General features: G+C 65.4%; 11 protein-coding genes. 10 read left to right on the plus strand and 1 reads right to left on the minus strand.

The genetic code is table 11. From position 1 onward, the window contains the following. Window positions 1-48 precede the first annotated feature (48 nt). From I6F21_RS17700 to fabZ, 7 genes are all read left to right on the plus strand, one after another. Complete coding sequence (locus tag I6F21_RS17700; RefSeq protein ID WP_036010029.1) at window positions 49-807, plus strand: isoprenyl transferase; 759 nt, start codon at window positions 49-51, stop codon at window positions 805-807. Continuing rightward, a complete protein-coding gene (locus I6F21_RS17705) occupies window positions 804-1,646 on the plus strand; it encodes a phosphatidate cytidylyltransferase (protein WP_036025246.1) in 843 nt (280 codons plus the stop codon). The genes I6F21_RS17700 and I6F21_RS17705 overlap by 4 nt, the downstream gene beginning before the upstream one ends. A 4-nt stretch (window positions 1,647-1,650) precedes the next feature. Further along, the gene (gene dxr / locus I6F21_RS17710; protein WP_225125195.1) at window positions 1,651-2,874 is read left to right on the plus strand and encodes a 1-deoxy-D-xylulose-5-phosphate reductoisomerase; all 1,224 of its coding nucleotides are present in this window, start codon (window positions 1,651-1,653) and stop codon (window positions 2,872-2,874) included. Between the two features lie 44 nt (window positions 2,875-2,918). Beyond that, window positions 2,919-4,070: an RIP metalloprotease RseP gene (gene rseP / locus I6F21_RS17715; RefSeq protein ID WP_225140033.1), complete on the plus strand. Its 1,152-nt coding sequence runs from the start codon at window positions 2,919-2,921 to the stop codon at window positions 4,068-4,070. A 176-nt stretch (window positions 4,071-4,246) separates the two neighbouring features. Next, window positions 4,247-6,772, plus strand: a complete 2,526-nt coding sequence (gene bamA / locus I6F21_RS17720) for an outer membrane protein assembly factor BamA (protein ID WP_036010019.1) — start codon at window positions 4,247-4,249, stop codon at window positions 6,770-6,772. A gap of 125 nt (window positions 6,773-6,897) precedes the next feature. Beyond that, window positions 6,898-7,965 carry a UDP-3-O-(3-hydroxymyristoyl)glucosamine N-acyltransferase gene (lpxD, locus tag I6F21_RS17725; protein ID WP_036010017.1) on the plus strand — a complete coding sequence of 356 codons (1,068 nt, stop codon included), beginning with the start codon at window positions 6,898-6,900 and terminating at the stop codon, window positions 7,963-7,965. Continuing rightward, window positions 7,962-8,423, plus strand: coding sequence for a 3-hydroxyacyl-ACP dehydratase FabZ (fabZ, locus tag I6F21_RS17730; RefSeq protein WP_036010015.1), 462 nt, complete (start codon window positions 7,962-7,964; stop codon window positions 8,421-8,423). Before lpxD ends, fabZ begins: the two co-directional genes overlap by 4 nt. Window positions 8,424-8,435: 12 nt before the next feature. Here the strand turns inward: fabZ and I6F21_RS17735 are convergent, their stop codons facing one another. Next, window positions 8,436-8,756, minus strand: a complete 321-nt coding sequence (locus I6F21_RS17735) for a KTSC domain-containing protein (RefSeq protein ID WP_225140032.1) — start codon at window positions 8,754-8,756, stop codon at window positions 8,436-8,438. A gap of 176 nt (window positions 8,757-8,932) precedes the next feature. Between I6F21_RS17735 and lpxA the strand changes: the two genes are divergently transcribed. The 3 genes from lpxA to lpxB are packed head-to-tail and all read left to right on the plus strand — an operon-like array spanning window position 8,933 to window position 11,801. Then, complete coding sequence (lpxA, locus tag I6F21_RS17740) at window positions 8,933-9,724, plus strand: acyl-ACP--UDP-N-acetylglucosamine O-acyltransferase (RefSeq protein ID WP_036025239.1); 792 nt, start codon at window positions 8,933-8,935, stop codon at window positions 9,722-9,724. A 29-nt stretch (window positions 9,725-9,753) separates the two neighbouring features. Further along, a complete protein-coding gene (lpxI, locus tag I6F21_RS17745; RefSeq protein WP_036025237.1) occupies window positions 9,754-10,623 on the plus strand; it encodes a UDP-2,3-diacylglucosamine diphosphatase LpxI in 870 nt (289 codons plus the stop codon). Further along, the gene (lpxB, locus tag I6F21_RS17750) at window positions 10,623-11,801 is read left to right on the plus strand and encodes a lipid-A-disaccharide synthase (RefSeq protein WP_225140031.1); all 1,179 of its coding nucleotides are present in this window, start codon (window positions 10,623-10,625) and stop codon (window positions 11,799-11,801) included. The genes lpxI and lpxB overlap by 1 nt, the downstream gene beginning before the upstream one ends. Window positions 11,802-11,844 lie beyond the last annotated feature (43 nt).

An 11,844-nucleotide genomic window follows, 5' to 3' on the forward strand; every position in this document is an offset into this window, starting at 1 on the left:
GAAAACCGCTTCGCACTTTTCCGGATCATGCTTTAAGGCATCGCCTTCATGTCCAACGCCGCCGCGCCCGCAACCGAAGGACCCGACAGGTCCGAGGCGCCTGCGCATGTCGCCATCATCATGGACGGCAACGGGCGTTGGGCGGCCGCGCGCGGTCTGCCGCGTGCGGAAGGGCATCGCCGCGGCGTCGACGCGCTGCGCCGCGTGGTGCGCGCCTCGCACGAGCTCGGCATCCGCTATCTCACCATCTTCTCGTTCTCGTCGGAGAACTGGTCGCGCCCGGCGAGCGAGATCGGCGACCTGTTCGGCCTGCTGCGGCGCTTCATCCGCAACGACCTGGCGAGCCTGCATCGCGACGGCGTCAAGGTCCGCATCATCGGCGAGCGCGAGGGGCTCGAGAGCGACATCTGCGCCTTGCTGAACGAGGCCGAGGAGCTGACGCGCGACAACACGCGCCTGACGCTCGTCGTCGCCTTCAACTACGGCTCGCGGCAGGAGATCGCGAAAGCGGCGCAGAAGCTGGCCCGCGAGGTCGCGGAGGGCAGGCGGGATCCTGCCACGATCGACGCCGAGACGCTTGGCGCGCATCTCGACGCGCCCGACATCCCCGACCCCGACCTCATCATCCGCACCAGCGGCGAGCAGCGCCTGTCGAACTTTCTGATGTGGCAGGCCGCCTATAGCGAGCTCGTGTTCGTGCCGATCCATTGGCCCGACTTCGACAAGGCGGCGCTGGAAAGCGCGATCGCCGAATTTGCCAGGCGCGAGCGCCGTTTCGGCGGCCTGGTTGCGAAGACCGCCTCGTGAACGAACCCGATCCTGCATCGGCGGGCGCCAAGCCTGCCCCGAGCAATCTGGTGATGCGGGTCCTCGCAGCGCTGGTGCTGGCGCCGCTGGCCATCGCGATCGCCTATGCCGGTGGCTGGTTGTGGGCGCTTCTCGTCACCCTGGTCTCGATCGGGCTGTTCGCGGAATGGCTGATGGTGGTGGGCGCAGCATCGGCCGCGCTGACCGGGGCAGGGACGGTCGTGATCGCCATGATGGGAGCCTCCGTCGCTTTCGGCGCGCTCAAGACCTCCGTCGTCACCGGCCTCATTGGCGGTGCCATCGTGACGCTGATCGCCCGGGGCAAGTTCTTGTGGGCGGCGAGCGGGTTTGCCTATGCGGCGGCGGCGCTGCTGGCCTCGATCCTGGTGCGCAAGGATCTCGTCAACGGCTTCTCCGCGCTGATGTTCGTGCTGCTCGTGGTGTGGGCGACCGACATCGGCGGCTATTTCGCCGGACGCAGCATCGGCGGCCCGAAATTATGGCCGCGCGTGAGCCCGAAAAAGACTTGGGCCGGCGCGCTCGGCGGCTTTGCGGCGAGCCTTGCGGTCGCGGCCGGCTTCGCCGCCTCCGGGATCGGAAAGCTGATTCCGCTGCTGCTCGTCGGCGCCGTCCTGTCGATGGTGTCGCAGCTCGGCGATCTCTTCGAATCCGCCGTGAAGCGGCGCTTCGGTGTCAAGGATTCCAGTCACTTAATTCCCGGCCATGGCGGCCTTATGGACCGCCTGGACGGATTTGTCGCCGCCATCCTGGCGGCCTGGTTTATCGGCTTTTTCCGCCATGGTGTGCATAGCGCCGGAAGCGGTCTTATGGTTTGGTGAGGATATGAGCGCCGTTCCCTTGCGTAACAACAGGCTTGCTGCGTCCGACATTCGCAGCGTCACGGTCCTCGGTGCCACCGGCTCGATCGGCGACAGCACGATGGATCTCTTGCGCGCCTCGCCCGAGCGCTACCGTGTCGAGGCGCTGACGGCGAACGGCAATGTCGCAGCGCTCGCCAAGCTCGCCAAGGAATTCAACGCGCGCTATGTCGCGATCGCCGACACCTCCAAGCTCGCCGAGCTCAAGGCTGCGCTCGCGGGCACCAGTACCGAATGCGGCGCCGGCGAAAGCGCGGTGATCGAGGCCGGCGCGCGTCCGGCCGACTGGGTGATGGCGGCGGTCAGCGGCGCTGCCGGGCTGAAGCCGGCGCTCGCCGCGGTCGATCGCGGCGCGCATGTCGCGCTCGCCAATAAGGAGTGCCTGGTCTGCGCCGGCGACTTCTTCATGCAGCGCGCGGCAAAAGCCGGCGCCTGCATCCTGCCGGCCGATTCCGAGCACAACGCGCTGTTCCAGGCGCTGAGCTCAGGCAATCGGGACGAGCTCGTCCGCGTCATCATCACCGCGTCCGGCGGCCCGTTCCGGACCTGGAAGCCCTCAGACATCGAGCAGGCGACGCTCGAGCAGGCCCTGAAGCATCCGAACTGGAGCATGGGCCAGAAGATCACGATCGATTCGGCCTCCATGATGAACAAGGGGCTCGAGGTGATCGAGGCGTCCTATCTGTTCGCGCTCTCGCCGGACGAGATCGACGTGCTGGTTCATCCGCAGTCGATCATTCACGGCATGGTCGAGTTTTCCGACCGCTCGGTGGTGGCCCAGCTCGGCGCGCCCGACATGAGGACGCCGATTGCCCATTGCCTCGGCTGGCCCGATCGCATCAAGGGCCCGGCGGCCAAGCTCGACCTTGCCAAGATCGGCCAGCTGACCTTCGAAGCGCCGGACTTCGAGCGCTTCCCTGGACTGCGGCTGGCCTACGAATCGCTCCGGACCGGGAAGGGCGCGACCACGGTCTACAATGCCGCCAACGAGGTCGCGGTGGCCGCCTTCATCGGCGGCAAGATCCGGTTCGGTGCGATTGCCCGGCTGGTCGAGGCGACCCTTGAGGATTGGATCAAAGGCGGCAACCAGGCGCCCCTGACCTCCGCAGACGATGCAATCTCTGTTGACCATGTTGCGCGAAATAGGGCTGCCGCCCTATTGCCTCAAATTGCCTTAAAGGCATCCTAGTTGGTTCGGGACCAGGGCCTTGCGGCGCTGGGTGAGGGAATTCGATGATCGACTTTTTCGTCCATAGTTTCAATACTTTGAGCCATGGGCTCCTCGGCTACGCGGTTCCCTTCCTGTTCGTCCTGACCATTGTCGTGTTCTTCCACGAGCTCGGCCATTTCCTGGTCGCGCGCTGGGCGGGCGTACGCGTGTTAACCTTTTCGCTCGGCTTCGGCCCCGAGCTGGTCGGCTTCAACGACCGCCGTGGCACCCGCTGGAAGATCTCGGCGATCCCGCTCGGCGGCTACGTCAAGTTCTTCGGCGACGAGAGCGAGGCCTCGACCCCGTCGGCCCAGACGCTGGCGGCTATGTCGGCCGAGGAGCGCGCCGGCAGCTTCCACCACAAGAAGGTCGGTCCCCGGGCGGCGATCGTCGCGGCCGGACCAATCGCCAATTTCATCCTGGGCGCGCTGATCTTCGCCGGAATGGCGCTCTATTACGGCAAGCCGAGCACGATCGCCCGGGTCGACGGTGTCGTCGCCAACGGCGCGGCGGCTGCCGCCGGCTTCAAGGTGGGCGACGTCGTCATCCAGATCGACGGCAAGCCGATCGAGAGCTTTGCCGACATGCAGCGAATCGTTGCGATGAACGCCGGTTCGGCTCTTACCTTCCAGGTGAAGCGCGACGGCGCCGTCGTCTCGCTGACCGCGACCCCGGCGCTGCTGGAGCGCAAGGACCCGTTCGGCAACAGCCACCGTCTCGGCGTTCTCGGCATCGAGCACAAGTCGCAGGCCGGGGAGGCCTCGACCACCCCGGTCGGCGTCGGCGAAGCGCTCAAGATCGGCGTCGAGCAGGTCTGGTTCATCATCACCAGCACTTTCAAGTTCCTGGGCTCGCTGTTCGTCGGCCAGGGCAATCCGAACGAGGTCAGCGGCGTCCTGGGAATCGCGAAAATGTCGGGGCAGGCGGCCAGCGCCGGGTTCCAGTTCGTGATCAATCTCTGCGCGGTGCTGTCGGTGTCGATCGGCCTTTTGAACCTGTTCCCGATCCCGCTGCTCGATGGCGGCCACCTGATGTTCTATGCGGCCGAGGTGGTCCGGGGCCGGCCTTTGTCCGAGCGGACCCAGGAAATGGGGTTCCGAATCGGGCTTGGCCTGGTGCTGATGTTGATGGTGTTTGCGACCTACAACGACATCCTGCGGATGGCAGCTTCCTGATAGGGGCTTTTTTGTGGCGTTGCTGTTGAGCAACGTCTTGGAATGAAATTGAAATTACGGCGCTTTCGGCCGTTTGCGGCGTCGGCGAAATTGGCTACAAGCGGCCTGAACTTGGGGAATCTCCGGACCGGCGTTGGGGTTGGGTCTGGCAGGGAATGATAAGGGCGCGTTGCGCGATGAAGTTTGGACTGCGACTCCGGGGGGGCTTGCTCGCGACCCTGATCTTGTTCGGCGCGCCGGTGGTTGCCCCGGTTGGGGCTGTTTTCGTGTCTTCGTCTGCGCTCGCCCAGACCGTGCAGTCGATTTCCGTCGAAGGGAATCGCCGCGTCGAGGTGGAGACGATCCGCTCCTATTTCAAGCCGGGTCCCGGCGGCCGGCTGGATCAGGCCGCCATCGACGACGGCCTCAAGGCGTTGATCGAGACCGGCCTGTTCCAGGACGTCAGGATCAACCGCGGTTCCGGCGGCCAGCTCATCGTCTCCGTGGTGGAAAACCCGGTGATCGGCCGTATCGCCTTCGAGGGCAACAAGAAGATCAAGGACGAGCAGCTCACTGCTGAAGTCCAGTCCAAGGCGCGCGGCACCTTCTCCCGCGCCATGGTGCAGTCGGACACGCTCCGTATCGCCGAAATCTATCGCCGCTCCGGCCGCTACGACGTGCGCGTCACGCCCGAGATCATCGAGCAGCCGAACAACCGCGTCGACCTGATCTTCACGGTCGAGGAGGGCGTCAAGACCGGCGTCCGGTCGATCGAGTTCGTCGGCAACAATGCCTTCTCGTCCTACCGCCTCCGCGACGTGATCAAGACGCGCGAGACGAATCTGCTGAGCTTCCTCGGCAGCGGTGACGTCTACGATCCCGACCGCGTCGAAGCCGATCGCGATCTGATCCGCCGATTCTACCTCAAGAACGGCTTCGCCGACGTGCAGGTCGTGGCGGCGCTGACCGAATACGATCCGGAGAAGAAGGGCTTCAACGTCACCTTCAAGATCGAGGAAGGTCAGCAATACCGCGTCGGCGCGGTGGATTTCCGCAGCAGCATTCCGAACTTCGATCCGAGCTCGATGCGCGCCTATTCGCGCCTCAATGTCGGCTCGCTCTACAACGTCGAATTGGTCGAGAAGTCGGTCGAGGAGATGCAGATCGAAGCCTCCCGCCGCGGCTATGCCTTTGCCGTGGTCCGGCCCGGCGGCGATCGCAACTTCGAAGCGCACACCGTGTCCGTCGTGTTCAACATCGACGAGGGCCCGCGCACCTATATCGAGCGCATCAACCTGCGCGGCAACACCCGCACGCGCGACTACGTGATCCGCCGCGAGTTCGACATCTCGGAAGGCGACGCCTACAACCGCGCGCTGGTCGACCGTGCCGAGCGGCGCCTGAAGAACCTCGACTATTTCAAGAGCGTGAAGATCACGACCGAGCCGGGCTCGTCGAGTGACCGCGTCATCCTGATCGTCGACATGGAAGAAAAGTCGACCGGCGACTTCTCGGTCTCGGGCGGTTACTCCACCACCGACGGCGCGCTGGCCGAAGTCTCGATCTCCGAGCGCAACCTGCTCGGTCGCGGCCTGTTCGCCAAGGCTGCGGTGACCTATGGCCAGTATGCGCGCGGCTACTCGCTGTCGTTCGTCGAGCCGTACCTGCTCGACTACCGCGTCGCGCTCGGCCTCGACCTCTATCAGCGTGAGCAGAAGTCCAACAGCTACATCTCCTACGGCACCAAGACGCTCGGCTTCTCGCCGCGCCTCGGCTTCTCCTTGCGTGAAGATCTCTCGCTCCAGGTGCGCTACTCGATCTATCGGCAGGAAATCACCCTGCCGGGCTACCTGGCGAACTGTAACAACGTGGTTGGTTCGGCGGCCTTCAATCCCAGCCCGGCCTTCTCTGCTGCCACCGGTATACCTCTGGATCCGTCCACCAACGGCCTCGGCTGCTACAACGATGGCGAAGCCTCGCTGCCGGTGCGCAAGGAGCTCGCCAACGGCAAGACGCTGACTTCGGCGCTCGGCTACACGCTGACCTACAACACGCTGGACAACAACAAGAACCCGACCGACGGTCTGCTCGTCGACTTCCGGCAGGACTTCGCCGGCGTCGGCGGCGACGTCTCCTATCTGAAGTCGGTCGTCGACGCGAAGTACTACACTCCGCTCGTGTCCGACATCGTCGGCCTCGTCCGCTTGCAAGGCGGCATGCTGAACAAGATCGGCACCGATCTGCGCATGCTCGACCACTTCCAGATGGGCCCGAACCTCGTCCGCGGCTTCGCCCCGAACGGCATCGGTCCGCGCGACTTGAACCCGTTCGGCACGCAGGATGCGCTCGGCGGCACCCAGTATTGGGGTGCTTCGTTCGAATTGCAGATGCCGTTCTGGTTCCTGCCCAAGGAAGTGGGTCTGAAGGGCGCGGTCTATGCCGACGCCGGCGGCCTCTACGACTACAAGGGACCGACGAGCTGGACCACCACCAACGAGGTCAATGCGCCGGGATGTATCCCGTCGAGCATCAATCCCTCGAGCACGGGGACCTGCACCGGTCTCGTCTATGACGACAGCAAGGTCGTTCGCTCGTCGGTCGGTGTCGGCGTGATCTGGCAGTCGCCGTTCGGACCGCTGCGCTTCGACTACGCCGTGCCGCTCAGCAAGGGCAAGTACGACCGCACGCAGGAATTCCGGTTCGGCGGCGGCACCACGTTCTAATTCGATCAGCACGGCACGATCCGGATCACCGGAACCGGTTTCGGAAAGGGATCGTGCCGATCCAGGACATGAGGCATGATGCGGCCTGACCGCTTCATGCCGAAGCCGGACCGCGACGGGGTGGAATGGCGCAGCCGATCTTCTTCACAAAGCCGCCTGCCGCAGCGTTGGCCGACATTGCCACGCTGACAAAGGCGCAGCTGGTCGACCCCGCGAGGGGCGGCCACGTCATCACAGGCCTTGCTTCGCTCGACGAAGCTGGCCCGATGCATCTGGCGTTCTTCGACAACCTCAAATACGCCGATCAGCTCAGGGCGACCAAGGCGGGGGCCTGTCTGGTCAGTCCGCGCTTCGAGGCCGAGGTGCCCGAACATGTGGCCGTGCTGCGGGTGGCGCAGCCATTCCGCGCCTTTGTCCGGATCGCGCGGGAATGGCACGCCGACGCGCTGCGGCCGCAATCCTGGGTCGGCAACGACGGTATCGCGCCATCGGCCATCATCGATCCCACGGCCCGGCTCGAGGACGGCGTGGTCGTCGACCCCCTGGCCGTGATCGGCCCGGACGTCGAGATCGGCAGCGGCACCGTGATCGGCGTCGGGGCGGTGATCGGCCCCGGCGTCAAGATCGGCCGGGATTGCAATGTCGGCGCCCGGACCGCTATCCAGTGCGCCCTGATCGGCAACAACGTGCTGATCCATCCCGGCTGCTCGATCGGCCAGGACGGCTACGGCTTCATCTTCTTCGGCCCGGAGGGCCATCTGAAGGTGCCGCAGACCGGGCGCGTGCTGATCCAGAACGACGTCGAGGTCGGGGCCAACACCACGATCGACCGCGGGTCCTTGCGTGACACCGTGATCGGCGAGGGGACCAAAATCGACAATCAGGTCCAGATCGGCCACAATGTGACGATCGGCCGGCACTGCCTGCTCGCGGCCCAGATCGGGCTCGCCGGCAGCCTGACCATCGGCGACAACGTGGCGCTCGGAGCGAAGGTTGGCATCAACAATCACCTCAAGATCGGCGACGGGGCGCAGGTGACGGCGATGAGCGCGGTCAAGGACGACATCCCGCCGGGCGGCCGCTGGGGCGGGCACTTCGCCAAGCCGACCAAGCAATGGTTCAAGGAGATCATCGCGGTTGAGCGGCTGGTACGCGACAGCAAGGCCGATCCGAAGGACGAGGGACGGGAATGACGGCGGAATCACCTGTTAAGTTCGAGCTGGTGGACATCAACGCGATCCTCCAGACACTGCCGCACCGCTTTCCGATGCTGCTGATCGACCGCGTGATCAACATCCGCGCCGATTACAGCGGCATCGGCATCAAGAACGTCACCTTCAACGAGCCGGCGTTCCAGGGACATTTCCCCGAGCGTCCGGTCTATCCCGGCGTCATGATGATCGAGGCGATGGCGCAGACCGCGGGCGTGATCGGCATCAAGTCGGTCGAGGGCACCGAGAAGCCGCGGGCGGTCTATTTCCTCACCATCGACAAGTGCAAGTTTCGCAAGCCGGTGCTGCCGGGCGATACGATCGAGTATCACATGCGCTCGCTCGGCCGCCGCAAGACCATGTGGTGGTTTCACGGCGATGCAAAGGTCAACGGTCAGGTCGTTGCCGAAGCCGACGTCGGCGCCATGTTGACCGATTGAGCGGCACTGGGCTCAGGTGCAATCGTAGCGGCCGCCGGCCGCCTCCCGCCTGATAGTCCGGTTGAAGAACTGGCCCATGGAGGGCGCGACGAGGAGGCGTTCGACCGTATCGGCCGTCACACCGCAATAGCGGTGATAGGCGCCGTTGCTCGCGACGATCAGGTCCTGCTGCGCGCGATCGTAACAGACCCGCTGAAGCACCGTGCTGCGGGTGATGTCCCGGCACTCGAATGTCCGGAGATCGACCAGGCGGTGTTCGCCGGTCTCGACCGCCTCCGACACGATCGGAGTATCCGCGAGCTGCGCCAGCAGAAGGATCAGGGCCCTGACCACGATCGTTGAAGCTCCGCATGAACCTGACGACGGGACGGGAAGGCCGCCTCATCCGGCACTTGAAACACGGCGAGATGATACGTCACTGGACAGATCGGGCATAGTCGCGCTAACCAGCCGAAAACCGAGCGACTTCAATACATAACCCGACCTTCTTGACGAGTAAGATTGGCTTGATGAGCAAGATTGATCCCACCGCGCGGATCGCGGACGGCGCCGTGATCGGCGAGGGCACCGAGATCGGACCCTATTGCATCATCGGCCCGAACGTCGTCATCGGCGCGAACTGCAAGCTGATCGGGCATGTGCACATCACGGCGCAAACCACGATCGGCGACGACTGCACCATCTATCCGTTCGCTTCGCTGGGCACGCCGCCGCAATCGCTCAGCTATCGTGGCGAGCTGACGCAGCTCAGGATCGGCGCGGGCTGTACCATCCGCGAATCCGTCACCATGAACGCGGGTACCGTCGCTGGCGGGGGCGTCACCTCGGTTGGCGACCGCGGCTATTTCATGAACTGCAGCCACGTCGGCCACGACTGCCATCTCGGCAACGACGTGATCTTCGCGACCTCGGCAACGCTCGGCGGCCATTGCGAGATCGGCGACTTCGTCTTCATCGGCGGGCTGTCCGCCGTGCATCAGTTCACCCGTATCGGACCGCAGGTCATGGTCGGCGGCGTGTGTGGCGTGCGCGACGACATCATTCCGTTCGGTCTCGTCAACGGCCAATATGCCGTGCTCGAAGGCCTCAATCTGATCGGCATGAAGCGTCGCAAGTTCACCAAGCAGCGGCTTGCCACCGTGCGTGCGTTCTACCAGAAGCTATTCCATGGCGCCGGCACCTTCGCCGAGCGGCTGGAGGCGGCGCGGCCGCTCGCGGGCGAGGACCCCGCGATCGCCGAAATCCTCGACTTCATTGGCAAGGGCAAGCGCCCGCTCTGTCTTCCCGCCATCGCGAAGTGATCTTGAAATGATCTTGGAGTGATCTTGGGATGGCCGCGGGCACGACATCGGCGGCTTTGCAGGTTTCGTCACCGGTCGGCATCGTCGCCGGGGGCGGAGCCATGCCGTTTGCGGTCGCCGAGTCGCTCGCCGCGCACGGCATCACGCCGGTGCTGTTTCCGCTACGCGGGGCCTGCGATCCCCAGCGGGTGGAGAAGTACCGGCATCGCTGGATCTCCGTCGGCCAGCTCGGACGCGCGATGCGGCTGTTCCGCGAGGAGGGCTGCCGCGACCTGATCTTCATCGGCACGTTGGTGCGGCCTTCGCTGTCCGAGATCCGGTTCGACTTCACGACGCTGCGCCTGCTCGGCAACGTCATCCGCGCCTTCCGTGGCGGCGACGATCATTTGCTGTCGGGTGTGGGCCGCATCCTCGAGCAGGACGGCTTCCGGATGGTCGGCATCAAGGACGTCGCGCCGGATCTCCTGATGCCCGAGGGCTGCATCAGCCGCGCCTGGCCGAGCGATGCCAGCAAGGCCGACATCGCACGCGGCCGGGCGGTGCTGACCGCGCTCGGCCCGTTCGACATCGGCCAGGCCGTGGTCGTGATCGATGGCCACGTGGTGGCGGTCGAGGACATCGAGGGCACCGACGCGCTGCTCGCCCGCGTCGCGAGGCTGCGCGAGGAGGGCCGCATCCGCGCCGCCACCGGACGCGGTGTGCTGGTGAAGGCGCCGAAGAGCGGCCAGGACCTGCGCTTCGACCTGCCGACGATCGGTCCGCGCACCATCGAGGGCGTCGCGGCTGCCGGCCTTGCCGGCATCGCCGTCATCGCGGGCAACACCATCGCCGCCGAGCCGCAGACGATGATCGCGCTTGCCGATGCCAAATATCTCTTCGTCATCGGCCTGCCCGCGTGATGTCGCGTGATCCCAAGCGGAAGATCTTCCTGATCGCGACGGAGGAGTCCGGCGACAGGCTCGGCAGCGCCTTGATGAAGGTGCTGCGCCAGCGCCTCGGCGACGGCGTGCAGTTCGTCGGCGTCGGCGGCCGCACTATGGCGCGCGAGGGCCTGGAATCGCTGTTTCCGATCGAGGAGCTCTCGATCGTCGGGTTTGCCGCGGTGGTGCAGCAATTGCCGAAGATCCTGCGGCTGATCCGGCAGACCGCCGACGCAGTGACCGAGGCCGCGCCCGACGTGCTCGTCATCATCGACAGCCCCGACTTCACCCATCGCGTCGCCCGCCGCGTGCGCGCGCGCAATCCCGCGATCCCGATCGTCGACTACGTCTCGCCGCAGCTCTGGGCATGGCGGCCAGGACGGGCGCGGACCATGCTCGGCTATGTCGACCACGTGCTCGGCCTGCTGCCGTTCGAGCCCGAGGAATACCGCAAGCTCGGCGGCCCGCCCTGCAGCTATGTCGGCCATCCCCTGATTGAGCAATTGGGCTCGCTGCGGCCGAGTGCGGAGGAGCAGGCGCGCCGCGACAGTGAGCCGCCGGTGCTGCTGGTGCTGCCCGGCAGCCGCCGCAGCGAGGTCAGGCATCATCTCGACGTGTTCGGCGCAACGCTCGGTCGCTTAAGGGGTGAGGGCTGTGCGTTCGAACTGATGCTGCCGACCATGCCGCATCTCGAAGCCACCATCCGCGAAGGCATCGCGAGCTGGCCGGTCAAGCCTCAGATCGTGATCGGCGAGAACGAGAGGCGTGCGGCCTTCCGCATCGCTCACGCCGCGCTGGCGAAATCCGGCACGGTGACGCTCGAGCTCGCGCTGTCGGGCATTCCGATGGTGACGGCCTATCGCGTCGGCGCGATCGAGGCGTTCATCCTGCGACGCGCGATCCGTGTCTCCTCGGTGATCCTTGCCAATCTCGTGATCGGCAAGGATGTCATTCCCGAGTATTTGCAGGAGGAATGCACGCCGGAGAAGCTGGCGCCGGCGCTTCGGGACGTGCTGACGGAGTCTCCGCTGCGCCGGCAGCAGGTCGAGGCCTTCGCCAGGCTCGATCAGATCATGTCGACCGGCAACACATCGCCGAGCGTGCTCGCCGCCGACATCGTGCTCGCAACGATGCGCCAGAGCCGGCGAACGAGCTAGGGTGTTTCAAAAAGGCTGCTTGAGCTGCCCCCTCCAAAGCGTG

It is taken from the genome of Bradyrhizobium sp. NBAIM03, from assembly GCF_020194055.1.
In the GTDB taxonomy this organism is placed as follows: Bacteria; Pseudomonadota; Alphaproteobacteria; order Rhizobiales; family Xanthobacteraceae; genus Bradyrhizobium; species Bradyrhizobium yuanmingense.

Coding starts and splice junctions, on each gene's coding strand:
- bamA (WP_036010019.1), top strand. CDS start 4,247: ATGAAGTTTGGACTGCGACTCCGGGGGGGCTTGCTCGCGACCCTGATC.
- lpxA (WP_036025239.1), top strand. CDS start 8,933: ATGAGCAAGATTGATCCCACCGCGCGGATCGCGGACGGCGCCGTGATC.
- lpxD (WP_036010017.1), top strand. CDS start 6,898: ATGGCGCAGCCGATCTTCTTCACAAAGCCGCCTGCCGCAGCGTTGGCC.
- rseP (WP_225140033.1), top strand. CDS start 2,919: ATGATCGACTTTTTCGTCCATAGTTTCAATACTTTGAGCCATGGGCTC.
- fabZ (WP_036010015.1), top strand. CDS start 7,962: ATGACGGCGGAATCACCTGTTAAGTTCGAGCTGGTGGACATCAACGCG.
- lpxB (WP_225140031.1), top strand. CDS start 10,623: ATGTCGCGTGATCCCAAGCGGAAGATCTTCCTGATCGCGACGGAGGAG.
- I6F21_RS17700 (WP_036010029.1), top strand. CDS start 49: ATGTCCAACGCCGCCGCGCCCGCAACCGAAGGACCCGACAGGTCCGAG.
- dxr (WP_225125195.1), top strand. CDS start 1,651: ATGAGCGCCGTTCCCTTGCGTAACAACAGGCTTGCTGCGTCCGACATT.
- lpxI (WP_036025237.1), top strand. CDS start 9,754: ATGGCCGCGGGCACGACATCGGCGGCTTTGCAGGTTTCGTCACCGGTC.